Here is a 14,145-nt window from a genome sequence, read left to right on the forward strand (position 1 = left end):
CATAGCCTTTGTCTTGATAATCCTTGTAAAGATGATAAGCACCGCCTTTGTGAAAAATGATTTTTTTAGATTTTAAGATGCGATTGATTTTAATTGCAGAACAATTTTTAAACGTTTTCGCAATATCGTAAGCTGTGAATAAAGCATCGTTGCTAGTGATCGCATTATTTTCAGATGAAAGAACTGCATTTTGTGTTTCTAGCACTTCGTTTCTGCGCACTTCTTGTAATAACGATTCCAATGCGTCAGCGTATGTCGACGGCAAAGTAAAGTTATCATTTTGCGCAGCAATTTGTTTACCCATCTCATTGAAAGCACGAATGAACTCAATTTTTAGTTCTTTCGCTTTTTTACCGTTAAACCCCATGACAAGAAGCATCCAGCCATCGCGGTTCATATAGAACATCCGGTACTCTTGATGATTTTGTGGATGTTTATACGTTTCTTCCTTAAACATTTCATGTGTGCCATCCTGCGGATTATTCAGCAGGGAATCAATCGCTTCAAGTACATGCTTGTGCTTTTTATCAAAGTAATCCGAAACAACCAGAGAAGTTGTAACAATTTGATTAGATTGTATAGTCACTAAGTCTTTCATATAATCTCTCCCTTGATTTTATAAGTAAATATTATCACATATTCGACAGGAGGAATAGATATGTCTTATTACAGAGAAGAGAATGTTGAAATCGGTATGACCGAGTTGAAAAGGTTAGTAGAAAAGTATGAGTACAAAAATGAAGAGGTAAATCACGTATTCCGAACTTTTGTTGGAGAAAAACGATTCGATGACTACGTGAAACGTTTTTATCTCGATAATCCCTTAAAGTTGGGTTCCCTTTTATGGACCAAAACACACAAAAAATTACTGTCAAAATATAGGAAATTGAAAAACAAATCCTAAAAAACTATTGCAATTATCCCAGATTGTATATAAAATATTAATATAAACAACAAATTATGCTATTTTAATATAATCTGGTTTTATGAGTGAGGGCTAGAAGTTCTATGAAAATGTAAGATACATACTCTTTATAAACTCTTATGTTATATATATACCATTGCATCTCATATTTATAAGGTATTTTTTACGAAACCCTATAGCAGAAAAGCAATTTTTATTTTATAATGTTCAAGAGATGCCACTTATAAGTGTATTACGTTACACGTTATACATAAAATTATAAGAAATCTTACTATCCTTTAAGAAATGACTACATACATAATTACATTTCATAAAATAGGTGCAAATCCTATTTTTACTCACCATAAGCAATACATAATTATCGGGCCTGGGCGAGAGATCGCGGTGTATTACCAGGAGCTCAACGGTGTGGTATGTTGAGCACAAACCATGAGATGCTTTCGGTAGGCAGACCGAAAGTCGTCCGTTTTTAAGATGCCTTTAGTCGGGTATCCCTTAAAGGATAGTAAGCAGAGAAGACGAGTCGCCCTCGTCTTTTTTGTTTGCAAAAAAATAATTCTGCCTACCATTTTAAGGAGTTGATTCTAATGAAAAACGCACCAATCCTACTGTTTGGAGCAATGGGCGCTGGCAAAGATACTGTCATGGAAATGATTATCGAAGATTTAAAGTCTCGTGGTTTGGAAAGCCAGCCCGCTAAACTAGGAAAATACATTCGTAAAAACGTTGATGAAATGTATTACACAGAGATGGCTAAAAACCATAGAAATGCATACCAATTATATGGAGAAGGTATGTGTAAAATTTTCGGAAGAGAACATTGGTGTAAAACGCTCGTTAAAGATCACGACTATTTTAAAGGGGAGTCTATCGTTATTATTGCTGATGCGCGACAACCCCATGAAGTGAATTTCTTCAAGAAGTACGATGCAGTTAGTTTAGCTATCTATGCTTCAGAAGAAACAAGAGCAAAGCGTTTAACTACGCGTGATGGTGAGGACCAAACAGCGCAAATGCGCCATTCAACAGAAATATCTGTCCTTACTTATATCAACGCATGCAAGGACTTTCCAACTCCGCAGACGTTCTGTATTGATAACGATTCAGTATCACTCGACGATTTGAAAGGACAAGTTCACCAGTTTGTAGATGAATACCTAAAGCAAACTGTACATAATCAAGCTTCATAATACTTAAAGGGGGTGAAAAAATGAAAAAGCTATCTGGTTATTTGTATGACGCTACACGAAAAATGGGGAAGGCAGCGTCAACAGTTAATACAATTGAGACGATTGCTTCTGGCGATCCTAAGAAGATTGCAAAACGCCTTGTGCGATACAACGTGAATAAGAGTGGACACAAAGCAACAAACTCTGTTTTAACCAAGCTTTTAAAAAAACTTTAAGTCTCTTAGCCGACTGGTGTGGGAATTCCCGCTTCATTCGGCTATTTTTATTCAAAAGCATTTATATAGTCGTTCATACACGTAGATAAAACGGACTACATTCGTCATAATCGAAAAATAAAAGCGATAAATGATTATCAATTAACGCTCAAAAGTGATAGTTTTGTAGTAGAATAGTGTAGTTGTTTGTAATTTGATAGAACTCACTGCCTATGAGTAATATACAAACAATGATTTACGACCTATAAGGAGGTTCCATTATGGGACAACGACTAAATTTAAAAATATTTATCGAAAACGAACACATTGCAAGCGCATGGCACAATTACGGTGTTCACACCATTGACGCCTTAAAAGAAGCATTAAGCGCTGCAGAATCTTTAAGAGGTGCATCTCGTTCAACATTTGCAAAGCAACCAATGTTATTGGCATACATTGCTTTATCAGCAAGCGGGGTAGCGAACGTATGTTACGAAAAGGATATAGAATTACTTCGCAAACGATACCCTACACTTACATTTGATATGTACCATGCGGTAAATTCGCCAGCCATTCATTTTTGCGATGAACTTTTAACCGAATGTGACAAAGCACAGGATGCTTATGTAAAAATAAATCTAAATCAAAGTGACGTATCGATTGAATTCGCTGCGTTTGAAGAAGATGTAACTGTATTACCAGAAGAAACGTGCGAAGATTTAACAGGGCGTTTGCCATCTGGCATGGATATTTCAAATATGACGATTGATGAAGCATATGTCTATTTTGCAGAAATCTCAGCGATGATTGATAGTGGCATTTATGCTTACGAGCTAAATAACACTACTAATCGCATTATCGTATAACAGTACTTTTGCAAAATGGCTGCATACCAACTGTGAGACCATATCATATCCATTAATCAATGGAAGCAATCAGCGGCACAATACCGCTTCATACATATGGCTCGATTTTAGAGTCATAAATAAATTACCGTAAGTTAGAGGGAGGACTGTCTCATGACAGAAATTAATGTCACAGTCAACGAAGGTCAGATCTATCGTCGACTAGATGATGACGAGTTGATTGAAGTTAAACAAGTAGAGGGCAAGTATGCCATCTGCAAAATGTTCGATTCAGAGAGTACGATGAAAATGCCTTTACATACATTTGGCTTGGTAGATGACAGTGGCATTCCTGTCATGCAGTACATTGACTACCGTAGCTAAGGGAGGACATTATGAATAACAATAATAACAACTCACACGTATGCGACATTTGCAATCAATCGTTAGGCGGAACAAAGTTTATCACGAATGATCAAAAGACCGTATCAGTCTGTGAAGAATGCATAGAAGTCAGTTATAGCATATTAGGTCTAGGTGACGGAAATGAACAATTGATTCCCAATCCAAAATACATGGACCAGAAAAAGACGAATCCATTCGATCTTGCGAAACTGGTATCAAAAAAGAACAAAGAAGATAGCGTAATGTTTGATGATGATGACGGCTTTGTTCCAGATATGGATGTAGAGGATTTACCACGACCATCATCTATTAAGAATTACTTAGATGAATATGTTGTGGGACAAGATATGGCGAAAAAGACGCTTGCTGTTGCCGTATACAACCATATGAAACGCATCGCTCATAACGACATTAAAGGCGAGAATGAGCCAGAGATTGAGAAATCAAATGTACTTATGGTTGGTCCTACTGGATCCGGTAAAACTTATTTGCTTCGTAAAGTAGCCGAATTAATCGACATTCCGATGATTGTAGCAGATGCATCAAGCATGACAGCTTCGGGCTACGTTGGTAGCGATCCAGAAGTAATGTTGCGCCAATTATTGCAAGCAGCCGATAACGACTTAGAACGAGCGCAACGCGGTATCATCTATATTGATGAAATTGACAAGCTTGGACGAAAATCGGAATCTGCTTCAATTACGCGTGATGTATCTGGTGAGTCTGTACAGCAACAAATCTTAAAGATTTTAGAAGGTACAAAAGCACAAGTACCGATGGACGCTAACCGACTTCATCCAGGAGGAAACAATGTTGAGATGGACACATCGAATATCCTATTCGTAGTGGGCGGATCATTTGAGGGTATTGATCAAATCATAAAAGCACGACTAGGTGATGATACTCGTTCAATCGGCTTCGGTGGTTCTATAGAGGTAGACGGTCGTGAAGAAAAATCATTCAACGACTATATAACAAGCGTTGATTCAGAAGATCTTCGCAAATTTGGCATCATTCCAGAACTCTTAGGGCGATTGCCTGTCGTTGTTCCACTAGAGGAGTTAAGTGTAGAAGCTCTACAACTTATTCTAACAGAGCCTAAGAATGCATTGATTAAACAATACCAATCATTGATGAGCTACGATGGCGCAGAAATTAATTTTACAGACGAAGCGGTGCAAGAAATCGCTAAAATCGCTCATGCCAAAAAAACTGGTGCTCGTTCATTGCGTTCGGTACTAGAAAAAGTATTATTACCACACATGTACCATCTTCCAGATAACGGTGATAATCATATTGTGTTTGAATTCAACAAGGAATCGATTCGCACAGGTGCATCACCAAAGGTAAAAGAAACAATTAATAGTTAATAAAAATTAACTCACTATTAAGGATTTATACTTATCACACCACGCCGATAAAGGGCTGGTGTGATTTTTTTATCCTAAGACCACAGAACTATACATTTTGTAAAAAAACAAGTCTATCTTTAAAAAAAAATTAGTATAAAATATACTGCGTAAAATATTGGAGGACAAAAATCATGGCTAATATCACAGAACTATTCTCAAAATTCATCTCGGAAGGTGCTAAAGCAGCACAACTTATTACAGACAGTAAAGAAAAAGCGATTGCGTACGCATCTTTAGCATCCGCATGCGCACAATCAGGTATGGTATCACCAGCCGCTACACTACCTTCTACAGAAGACGTTGTAGCTGCATACGCTGAACCAAAATCAGAAAAACAAGCAGAAGTTAAGGAAGAAGCTAAACAAGAAGCCGAACCTACAAAAACGTCAACTGCCGACGACGTACCATCTGCTGAATGGACTGAAGAATCATTAGAACGTTTCAGTTCTGAACTGCAATTTATCAATGAGAAAGCAGAAGAATTTGGCGCAGAAACAATCAACGCGGCGCTTGCACAATTCTCAGACGGAAACTTTGATTCATACGAAAACGATGTTTCACCATTAAACATTGTTGGTTTCACAGCTTACATGCGTGAACTAATGGAAGCTGCTTAGGCAGTTTCGTTTCTGCAAAACCTATCGTATGTGACGGTGCATACAACATGAAACAGTTTTTTACTTATTCGGCTATTTGACTAGATAGTCGAAGCTTTTCATACATAATCTGCTTTTTGTATGGAAGCATCTCATGGAAAACTTTTTAGGGCGAGCAACAATCATGTTGCAAATAAAAAAAACTAACTTACTATCGGAGGAATTTTATCATGGCAATTAATATGGCAGCAATTCAAGGACGCATCGCATTCGAACCGGACTACTTAGAACCAAAAGAAAACAAACGTGCAGTTATCTCATTAATGGTTTCAGTTCAACGTAACTACAAACCAGAAGGCGAAAAATACTACCCAGAAGATTTAATCCGCGTAAAAGCATTTGGCCCAAAAGCTGAATTCATCCACAAAAACTTCCAACAAGGCTCATTCATTGGTCTTACTGGCGATTTACGTGAAGATAAATACGAAAAAGACGGCAAAACAATTCGTAACAATTACTTCAACGTATCTGAGTGCTCATTCCCACAAGGCGGCCGTAACGAAAATGAAGGCTCTTCAGAATCAAGCTCTACTTCAAGCTCAAGCAGCTCAAATCCATTTGATAAAAAAAAGAAACTAGCTCTTCAAACCCATTCAACAAGAAGCCAGCTGGATCTTCAAACCCTTTCAAAAAATAACAACTAATTAATGTGAAAGTATGCTCGTGACCTTAAAAAGGAGAGCATACAAAATGCAACATGATGACTTACTTAAAATTGAGAATCAAATTCGTACTGACATGAAAGCGCAAGGCGACCTAGAAGCATTTGTCGTACTAGAAGCAAAGAATATTGGCGCAGAATTGGCTCAACGAAAAATGGTCCGAGCAGAGGTAAAAGGCACAACATATGAATTTGCATTCAAAATGGTGCCATACAAAGGTGTGCGCCACGTATATATGTTTGTTTCAGATTTAACAAAGCGAACAATTCTACGTGAGCAGTACAAACCTTATGGATTATCTGCAGCGATCGACAACAACGAAACGTTAGAAGCAAACATCATTTCGATGACAGAAGCCTTCTTACGTCATCTTTTAGATGTCATCAAACCAGAGATTTTACCAGACGAGGACTAATCAACAAGGAGTGCAAAGAATGGTTGAACAACTGAATAAAGCAGCGGCAGAGATTGATATTCTGGAATATCCCGAAAATGTCCGTACTCGTAAAGAGATGTACATTCGTGACAAAGCTCACATGGTTTATGAAATCGTGGATAACGCAGTGGATGAAAAAACTGCGGGATTTTGCGATGTAATTGCAGTGGAAATTACAGATGACTACGTGAAGATTGAAGATAACGGGCGAGGAATTCCCGTTACTCCTCACAAAAAATTCCCTAAACTATCACAGGCAGAAGTAGCATACACTGTGCTTCATGCCGGTGGTAAATTCGGTAAAGCTGGCGGTTATGCAACAAACACTGGTGGTTTACATGGTGTTGGTGCGTCATGTGTTAATGCGCTTTCTAGCGAATTAGCGTTAATGATTCGTACAGGCGGCAAAGAATACGGCATTGGATTCTCACGAGGTATCAAGACAGAGGATTTAACTGTATTACGTGACCTAGAACCAGATGAAGGGACAGGGACAACTGTCGTGTACGTGCCAGATGACGAACAAATTTGGTTCGGTGAAGAAACGGATTACAAAGCAATTGTTTCTCGTATGAAGCAAGTAGCTTACTTGAATCCGGGACTGACTATCTTCATCAAAATCGAAACCTCAGACTTCCAATCGGAAGATCTGTTTAGCTTCGATGATGGCGTACAGGGTTATGTAAAAGAACTTATCGGCAAAAAACCACTCTTAACAGATGATATTTCATACTTAACAACGAAAGAGGATAAAAAAGAAACGCATATTGCGTTCGCTTATACTTCTTCTCATGTTTCGAACGTCATGTCATTTGTAAATAATGTGCCGACTCCTGCTGGTGGCGACCACTTAACAGGCTTCAATGAAGCGATTTCGCGTGTGATTAAAGAATACGCTGTTGAACATAACTTCATTAAAGATCCGAAGATGATTACATCAGACGATACGCGCGAAGGTATCTGTGGCATTGTGTCTCTTTATATTCCTCAACCAAAATTTGAAGGACAAGGTAAAGAAAAAATCAAAATGCCCGAAGCCCGTAAGTTTGTTCGTGAAGCGGTGGAAGAATACTTCCGCGATTATCTAGCGCGCGATGCTAAACGTGCTAAGGCGATTATTGACACTTGTCTATTGTCAGCAAAAGCGCGTGAAGCGGCTCGTCGTGCTCGTGAAACAGCTTTGGGGACAAAAGATTTGAAAGACAGTTCTGGCTTACCAGGTAAATTAACTGATTGTCAGTCGAACAAACCCGAAGAATGCGAAATCTACTATGTAGAGGGTGAGGGAATTTGCTCTCTTTAAACTTTTTTAATTGCTGGGAGCCTTTTGAATGGTAATCAGCAGCGAAGCGTATGCCGCTTATGTTCCTTTATAGGGAGTGATGTTATGGCATCAAGAGTGGTTAAAAATAAACGAAACCAATATGTAGCATATTGTGATGATATAAATGGAAAGAGACAGTTTGCCTTCAATATAAACAGATATGGCGAGGAGCGAGCGAAGTTACTAGCAGAGATGTCTATGAAGTCAGGCATAAAAATTCATGACTATTACAAAGTAGACAACGATGTAGTTACATTTTATGTGGTCACAAAAAGATACGGAGAAATCGAAGTTTTATTCGATACAGAAGATTTTAAAAAAATCATTCCGTATAAACTAAATTTATCCAATGACAAGAATGCCAAAACATTTTACTGCAAAGTTGCAAATGGAATTGGCATCCACAGAATAATAATGGATGCGCCAGAAGGAACAGTTGTAGACCATATTAATAGAAATGGATTAGACAATAGAAAATCTAATCTTAGAGTAGTAAACACTTCTATCAATAACAGAAACGCCAATTTGAGACCAGATAATTCATCTGGATTAAAAGGAGTTACATTTGAAAGAGGTAAGCGCTACAAGGCTGAATGGTACGACAATGAAATGGTAAAACATTCAAAGTCTTTCAGCATTAACAAATATGGAGACAATGCTTTACAGATGGCCATGGATTATAGATTGTCAATGGAGAAAAAATACGGTTACATTTCGGCATACGAACGTTCAGAGACTAACGAAACCGTCTCAAACACTGTCGAGATGACAGAGCAAAGAGGTAGCAGGGAGTAGAGTACAGCCGAAGCTTATGCGGTTTAGGTTATGAGTAATCATCATGTAAAACCTAATTAAATGGAAATGGAAAGCACTTAGAGCATAGCTCAGTGAAGATATAGTCCGATCCTTTAGCGAAAGCTTTAGAAGTTCATCAGAGAACTGCATGCACAATGCGAGTGTATGTGACCAATTGGATTCAGCTGCAGGGACCGCGAAAGATGCGCGCGATCGTGTAACGCAAGCAATTCTTCCAGTGTTCGGCAAAATTCTGAATGTCGAGAAAAAAGACATGAAGGACGTTATTAATAATTCGAAACTGAAAGAAATCATTCGCTCATTACGATGCGGCATTGGTGAAACGTTTGATTTAAGTAAACTGCGTTATCACAAAATCATTATCATGTCTGACGCTGATGTCGACGGCTATCATATTCAAGTTCTGTATGCTACATTCTTCTATCGCTATCTACCAGAGCTTATTGAAAAAGGCTATGTGTACTTTGCGATGCCGCCATTATTCTTAATGAGCCGCGGCAAAGAGAAGAAATACATCTACACCGAAGCAGACCTTGCAAAAGAAGATACAACAGGTTGGGCTATCCAACGATTTAAAGGTCTTGGTGAGATGGATGCAGACCAACTTGCAGAAACAACAATGGAAAAAGGCAAACGTCATTTGATGCGATTAACAGTGGGCGACGCTGAATCTGCATCTGCAATATTTGACCTATGCATGGGCGAGGAAGTAGAACCTCGTCGAAACTTGATCTTTGAAAAAGTAATCTTCGGGGATTCCGAAGTAGCGTAAATAATGGGAGGAACACATATGATGAACTATGCATTTCAAGTGTCTACTGACAGCGCGGTCGATTATTTCGGCGCGCCAAGAGAGGAACATGACTTCCTTGTAGATTTATCTCTTTTCGAAACAGATTTTGACGGAGAGGGGTTGATTTCAAACGTATCAACAAGTGTCACTGAGTTGGTTAGTAATCAATACGAAGAAGCATTCGATAATTTAATTGATGAATTATCCCATCTACTAGGAAAGATGAATGTCATCGCCGATAAAAACAAACACACATTTAGCATTAAAGAAGGCGCCATCAATGCTTTCTTTCAAAAAGAAACAGCCAAGTTCAGCATTTTTGTTACAGATGAACTGCAAAAAGGTCGTTCGCTTCAAGATTCTTCATTCGTAGATACAGTAGTTCGTATGATTTCTCCTAATTATTGCACGTACTTCATTAAGAGCGAAGTTGCAGGTGCTTCTCATTACGAGAATGCACTGAGCATTCGTGAATTCCTTCGAGATTATGTAGAAGGCGAAACGTATTACACAGGAATTATTGTTAATTACGACTATTAAACAGGGGGATTTATCTCATGGTTGAAGAATTGGTTGACCAAATTCAAGACGTAACAGTAGAAGAAGAGGTGCCGAACCGCTTCTTACGTTACGCAAAATATGTTATTTTAGACCGCGCACTGCCAGATGCGCGTGACGGCCTGAAGCCCGTACAACGTCGTGTGTTGTATGCAGCGCACGAGCTAGGCTTAACTCATAAAAAGCCATACAAAAAATCCGCACGTATCGTTGGTGACGCAATGGGTAAGTATCATCCCCATGGTGATACTTCTATCTATGAAGCGCTTGTCCGTATGGCACAGCACTTCTCAATGCGTTACACATTGATTGATGGCCATGGTAACTTTGGTTCTGTTGATGGCGACCCAGCTGCAGCAATGCGATATACCGAATCCCGATTAAGTGTATTCGGTGAGATGATGATGCGATCTATCGACAAGGAAACAGTCGATTATCGAGAAAACTTCGACAATACTGAACAGGAACCAAGCGTACTGCCTACGCTGTTTCCAAATCTCTTAGGTAATGGTACCGAAGGGATTGCAGTTGGTATGGCTTCAAGTATTCCACCGCATCATATTCCTTCACTATACGAAGCGGTGTTTTACATGATTGACTGTATGGAGAAAGGTGAAGCTTATACGATTGAGGATTTAATCGCGATTGTTAAAATGCCAGACTTTCCTACAGGCGGAACAATTATCAACAAAGCAGACATCGAAAAAGCATATCGCACAGGTAAAGGCCGCGCGATTGTTCGTTCTAAATACGAAATCGTAGAGAACAAATCGGGTACATCAAAAATCTTAGTTACAGAACTTCCTTACGCAGTAAATAAGGCGTCGTTGATTAAGAAAATTGATGAACTTCGGAAGCTAGAAAAAATCGAAGGTATCAATCATATCAATGATGATTCTAGCCGAAAAGGAATGTCTATCCGTATTGATGTTAAGAAAGGCTTCAACCCTAACAGCATTATTCAGAAGCTATTTAAAATGACTGATTTACAAGCATCCATTTCAATGAACCATATGGCCATCTTTGAAGGACGCCCAAAACAATTCACGTTACTGGATTCACTTGAAACATTCCTAACTCATGTTTCAACGGTTCTGTTAAACGAAAATCAATTCGACTTAGATAAAGCAGAGAAACGCATGCACATTGTCGAAGGATTGATTAAAGCGCTTGACCAACTTGACGGAGTTATCGAGTTGATCCGTAAAGCAAAAAGTAACGACGAAGCATATGCTGGTTTGGAAAAAATCGGTTTAACAAACGAACAAGCAAAAGCTGTTGTTGCTATTCGTCTAATCAGCTTGTCTGCAGAGAATCAGCAAAAGTATATTGATGAATATGGCGAATTATCAGAAGAAATTCAGCATCGCCAAGCCATTATGACAGACGAAGCAGTGCTTTATGAACATATCCGTACACGTTTAAAAGAAGCAAGTGAACCATTCGAAGGTGAGCGAAAAACAGACTACCACGAAATGTCATCGCGTATTGATGAACGTGACCTTGTGCCGTCTAAAGATTTAATCATCACCATCACTGCAAACGGAATCGTTAAAGCAGTAGAAACAAGCGAGTACTCAGCGAGTAATCGTAATACTAAAGGTCAATCAGCGAAATTAAAAGATGACGATGCGATTGAATTTATGTTTACAGTCAATACGCACGACGACTTATTAATCTTTACTGACGCTGGACGTTGCCACCTTGTAGAAGCGTACAAACTGCCAATTTCAACAAAAGCGCAAGCAGGGAAATATCTAGCGAATTACATCGACCTGGATAATGAAAAAATCGTCGACATTCTGCCGAAAAAAGTCAATGACGATAAAGACATCCTATTAATTACGAAGCAGGGAACAATCAAGCGTATTAAATTAAGCTCGCTTTCTAAACGTACGAAATCAACTCGTGTTATCACGTTTGTCGATGATGACGAATTAAACGATGCAGTATTGATTGAAGCCGAAAAGCAACATCTAATCACGTTGACTGCGAATGGTAAAGCGCTACGCATTGATCCGAACTCTGAGCGTAAATGTGTACGACCAATGGGCCGACATGCAGCTGGTGTTAAATTAATCACCTTGTTAGAGGGCGATTATATCGTTAAATCTGTAGTAGTTGAGCCTAAAAAAGACCTTATCTTTATTACAGAAAAAGGATATGGCAAACGTATTGAGACAGACCAATTTGGCGTGAAAAATCGTGGTGGCCAAGGTGTTAAAGCCATCACCGTCAACGAGCGAACGGGCGTTGTTGTCGATTGTGCTGGTATTCGCGATGAAGAATTATTTATTGCAACAGCGAATGGCATGCTAAACCGCATCCAAACCAATACGATCCGCCGCATGGGTACATCTGCAAGTGGTGTTTCTCTAATTGATTTAAAAGGTGACGACACTGTATTAAACATGACGCCATCTCAAAAAGAAGAGAACATCATCGAGGAATCAGAAGTAACAGAACAACCAGCTTAATGAGGTGTAATTAATGTATTCAAATGATGTAACACAGATTCGTTCTGGGCTTACTCAGTACATCGGTGCGCTAACGGCAACGATGGTCAGTCAAGGAAAGACCGCACGTAATGCGAAGCATGAAGTTGCAGCAATACTTGGCGAAGAGATGATAAGTCTGTCAGAGGATGAAAACGGCGAAGTGGATGTATTTGTATTAAAGCCGCTTCTACGAGCAACGCTAAATACGCTTTCTATGCGTATGAATGATTTAAGCGAGCTTTCTGTTCAAACAGAAGCCGTTGCTGAGAAGCATAAAGAGTACGCAGAAGCGTCTCGCATCATCCACTCATTAGTGGAATCAATTAAATAATACGAAAATCGGGAGTGGTCATAAATGTCATCATTATTAGAAAAAACAAGAAAACCTGTAGCGCAACGTTTGAAAACACTGGATTTATTAGCGACGAACCTTAACAAAAAACATGGGAAGGTTCTTGTTGGTCGAATTGGCAAGACGCCAGAAATTCGCAACAAACTAACTGTGAAGTTCCTTCCAACGCCTTCTATTGAAATCAATGAAGCATTTGGCGGTGGCTTTCCAAAAGGTCGCACATCCATCGTAGCAGGGCTTCCAGACTCGGGTAAATAGTCTTGCCCCTTTGTCGTGTGAACGGCATCGAACAACTTTGTGAATTGCGGGGACGTTTTATCGACCACTCTAAACCAATCCGCAGCCATGACCAATCTTATTGGTAGGGTTCAACGACTAGCACAAAGGAGACACACACTGATGGACGAGAAAAAATATAAAGGTTATCACAAAAAAGCAACAAGTCAAACAACGTTACGCATTGATAAACGAGAGGGAATCTTAGCTTATATTGTCGCAAATCCAGATAAGTTGTTAATGACTGATGTCAATTTGGCAGCGTCTCTACACTCTGAATATGGCCGAGTAAAAGGTAATAAAGATTGGCAATTTGCTCACACAGCCGCATTAGATGTAGAGCATTCAGACGAGATTGTATTTAATCATATCCTCGATGAAATTGACGAGACAGGTTGGCTCAAAACCTACGTGGATAAGGATGATACATACCGACAATACTTTGATACACGTAAACTTCGTAACTACTACAAGTGGACGCACAAAGGTCAAGATCGCGCATTTTACATCGAACGCATCATGAAATATTTCTATACGATGAAACTGTTCGCTTGCTATACGCTTTTCCATGAAGATGCACTTAACCATGCAGACCGTACATTCACATTCAAGCTGTCTGCAGCAGATGTTAATGAAATCGGCAAATGGCTAAATGACGTCCATGGGCTACCAACAACTCGTACGAAAACAACGCTACGTTTTGATGAAGAAGTATTCAACCGCTTCTTATTTTTACTGAAACCAGCCATCGAACAGTACTATACACTTGTGTCTGCTTAGTAATAGCGCAAAGCTCTTAAAAA

The 14,145-nt window shown here is 39.2% G+C and carries 17 protein-coding genes; 16 read left to right on the forward strand and 1 reads right to left on the reverse strand.

Annotated elements, in window-relative coordinates; genetic code table 11:
• The coding region (locus KTHG_RS15395) for a Rha family transcriptional regulator (protein WP_139994899.1) at positions 1 to 598 on the reverse strand (598 nt) is incomplete at its 3' end.
• A 914-nt stretch (positions 599 to 1,512) separates the two neighbouring features.
• On the opposite strand from KTHG_RS15395, the gene KTHG_RS15400 reads away from it, so the two are divergent.
• The 16 genes from KTHG_RS15400 (at position 1,513) to KTHG_RS15475 (ending at position 14,122) form a co-directional block, all read left to right on the forward strand.
• Entirely contained in the window at positions 1,513 to 2,115 is a 603-nt protein-coding gene (locus tag KTHG_RS15400; RefSeq protein WP_139994901.1) for a deoxynucleotide monophosphate kinase family protein, read from the forward strand.
• A 20-nt stretch (positions 2,116 to 2,135) separates the two neighbouring features.
• A complete protein-coding gene (locus tag KTHG_RS15405; RefSeq protein WP_139994903.1) occupies positions 2,136 to 2,330 on the forward strand; it encodes a hypothetical protein in 195 nt (64 codons plus the stop codon).
• 260 nt (positions 2,331 to 2,590) lie between these two features.
• Positions 2,591 to 3,175 carry a hypothetical protein gene (locus KTHG_RS15410; protein ID WP_139994905.1) on the forward strand — a complete coding sequence of 195 codons (585 nt, stop codon included), beginning with the start codon at positions 2,591 to 2,593 and terminating at the stop codon, positions 3,173 to 3,175.
• 153 nt (positions 3,176 to 3,328) lie between these two features.
• On the forward strand, positions 3,329 to 3,538 hold the full coding sequence (locus KTHG_RS15415) for a hypothetical protein (RefSeq protein ID WP_139994907.1): 210 nt from the start codon (positions 3,329 to 3,331) through the stop codon (positions 3,536 to 3,538).
• An 11-nt stretch (positions 3,539 to 3,549) separates the two neighbouring features.
• Positions 3,550 to 4,929, forward strand: coding sequence for an ATP-dependent Clp protease ATP-binding subunit ClpX (gene clpX, locus KTHG_RS15420; protein WP_139994909.1), 1,380 nt, complete (start codon positions 3,550 to 3,552; stop codon positions 4,927 to 4,929).
• Positions 4,930 to 5,102: 173 nt separating this feature from the next.
• Positions 5,103 to 5,588: a hypothetical protein gene (locus tag KTHG_RS15425; RefSeq protein ID WP_139994911.1), complete on the forward strand. Its 486-nt coding sequence runs from the start codon at positions 5,103 to 5,105 to the stop codon at positions 5,586 to 5,588.
• Between the two features lie 209 nt (positions 5,589 to 5,797).
• Positions 5,798 to 6,271, forward strand: a complete 474-nt coding sequence (locus KTHG_RS15430; protein WP_139994913.1) for a single-stranded DNA-binding protein — start codon at positions 5,798 to 5,800, stop codon at positions 6,269 to 6,271.
• A gap of 46 nt (positions 6,272 to 6,317) precedes the next feature.
• Positions 6,318 to 6,704, forward strand: coding sequence for a hypothetical protein (locus KTHG_RS15435; protein ID WP_139994915.1), 387 nt, complete (start codon positions 6,318 to 6,320; stop codon positions 6,702 to 6,704).
• A gap of 19 nt (positions 6,705 to 6,723) precedes the next feature.
• Positions 6,724 to 8,028 carry an ATP-binding protein gene (locus tag KTHG_RS15440; protein WP_186439662.1) on the forward strand — a complete coding sequence of 435 codons (1,305 nt, stop codon included), beginning with the start codon at positions 6,724 to 6,726 and terminating at the stop codon, positions 8,026 to 8,028.
• Positions 8,029 to 8,112: 84 nt separating this feature from the next.
• Complete coding sequence (locus KTHG_RS15445; RefSeq protein ID WP_139994919.1) at positions 8,113 to 8,844, forward strand: HNH endonuclease; 732 nt, start codon at positions 8,113 to 8,115, stop codon at positions 8,842 to 8,844.
• Positions 8,845 to 8,992: 148 nt separating this feature from the next.
• Entirely contained in the window at positions 8,993 to 9,637 is a 645-nt protein-coding gene (locus KTHG_RS15450) for a toprim domain-containing protein (protein WP_139994921.1), read from the forward strand.
• Between the two features lie 18 nt (positions 9,638 to 9,655).
• Complete coding sequence (locus KTHG_RS15455; RefSeq protein ID WP_139994923.1) at positions 9,656 to 10,198, forward strand: hypothetical protein; 543 nt, start codon at positions 9,656 to 9,658, stop codon at positions 10,196 to 10,198.
• A gap of 17 nt (positions 10,199 to 10,215) precedes the next feature.
• Entirely contained in the window at positions 10,216 to 12,693 is a 2,478-nt protein-coding gene (locus KTHG_RS15460; protein ID WP_139994925.1) for a DNA gyrase/topoisomerase IV subunit A, read from the forward strand.
• 13 nt (positions 12,694 to 12,706) lie between these two features.
• Positions 12,707 to 13,045 (forward strand): hypothetical protein, encoded by a 339-nt coding sequence (locus KTHG_RS15465; protein WP_139994927.1) that lies wholly within the window; start codon positions 12,707 to 12,709, stop codon positions 13,043 to 13,045.
• A 24-nt stretch (positions 13,046 to 13,069) separates the two neighbouring features.
• Positions 13,070 to 13,324, forward strand: a complete 255-nt coding sequence (locus KTHG_RS15470) for a hypothetical protein (RefSeq protein ID WP_139994929.1) — start codon at positions 13,070 to 13,072, stop codon at positions 13,322 to 13,324.
• 141 nt (positions 13,325 to 13,465) lie between these two features.
• Positions 13,466 to 14,122: a hypothetical protein gene (locus tag KTHG_RS15475; protein WP_139994931.1), complete on the forward strand. Its 657-nt coding sequence runs from the start codon at positions 13,466 to 13,468 to the stop codon at positions 14,120 to 14,122.
• Positions 14,123 to 14,145: the final 23 nt, after the last annotated feature.

Origin of the sequence: Kurthia sp. Dielmo, from assembly GCF_000307285.2 — a bacterium.
GTDB lineage: Bacteria > Bacillota > Bacilli > Bacillales_A > Planococcaceae > Kurthia > Kurthia populi.

Excerpts from the sequence above, each read along its gene's own strand:
- KTHG_RS15400 (WP_139994901.1), top strand. The coding sequence starts at position 1,513 with ATGAAAAACGCACCAATCCTACTGTTTGGAGCAATGGGCGCTGGCAAA.
- KTHG_RS15405 (WP_139994903.1), top strand. The coding sequence starts at position 2,136 with ATGAAAAAGCTATCTGGTTATTTGTATGACGCTACACGAAAAATGGGG.
- KTHG_RS15410 (WP_139994905.1), top strand. The coding sequence starts at position 2,591 with ATGGGACAACGACTAAATTTAAAAATATTTATCGAAAACGAACACATT.
- KTHG_RS15415 (WP_139994907.1), top strand. The coding sequence starts at position 3,329 with ATGACAGAAATTAATGTCACAGTCAACGAAGGTCAGATCTATCGTCGA.
- clpX (WP_139994909.1), top strand. The coding sequence starts at position 3,550 with ATGAATAACAATAATAACAACTCACACGTATGCGACATTTGCAATCAA.
- KTHG_RS15425 (WP_139994911.1), top strand. The coding sequence starts at position 5,103 with ATGGCTAATATCACAGAACTATTCTCAAAATTCATCTCGGAAGGTGCT.
- KTHG_RS15430 (WP_139994913.1), top strand. The coding sequence starts at position 5,798 with ATGGCAATTAATATGGCAGCAATTCAAGGACGCATCGCATTCGAACCG.
- KTHG_RS15435 (WP_139994915.1), top strand. The coding sequence starts at position 6,318 with ATGCAACATGATGACTTACTTAAAATTGAGAATCAAATTCGTACTGAC.
- KTHG_RS15440 (WP_186439662.1), top strand. The coding sequence starts at position 6,724 with ATGGTTGAACAACTGAATAAAGCAGCGGCAGAGATTGATATTCTGGAA.
- KTHG_RS15445 (WP_139994919.1), top strand. The coding sequence starts at position 8,113 with ATGGCATCAAGAGTGGTTAAAAATAAACGAAACCAATATGTAGCATAT.
- KTHG_RS15450 (WP_139994921.1), top strand. The coding sequence starts at position 8,993 with ATGCACAATGCGAGTGTATGTGACCAATTGGATTCAGCTGCAGGGACC.
- KTHG_RS15455 (WP_139994923.1), top strand. The coding sequence starts at position 9,656 with ATGATGAACTATGCATTTCAAGTGTCTACTGACAGCGCGGTCGATTAT.
- KTHG_RS15460 (WP_139994925.1), top strand. The coding sequence starts at position 10,216 with ATGGTTGAAGAATTGGTTGACCAAATTCAAGACGTAACAGTAGAAGAA.
- KTHG_RS15465 (WP_139994927.1), top strand. The coding sequence starts at position 12,707 with ATGTATTCAAATGATGTAACACAGATTCGTTCTGGGCTTACTCAGTAC.
- KTHG_RS15470 (WP_139994929.1), top strand. The coding sequence starts at position 13,070 with ATGTCATCATTATTAGAAAAAACAAGAAAACCTGTAGCGCAACGTTTG.
- KTHG_RS15475 (WP_139994931.1), top strand. The coding sequence starts at position 13,466 with ATGGACGAGAAAAAATATAAAGGTTATCACAAAAAAGCAACAAGTCAA.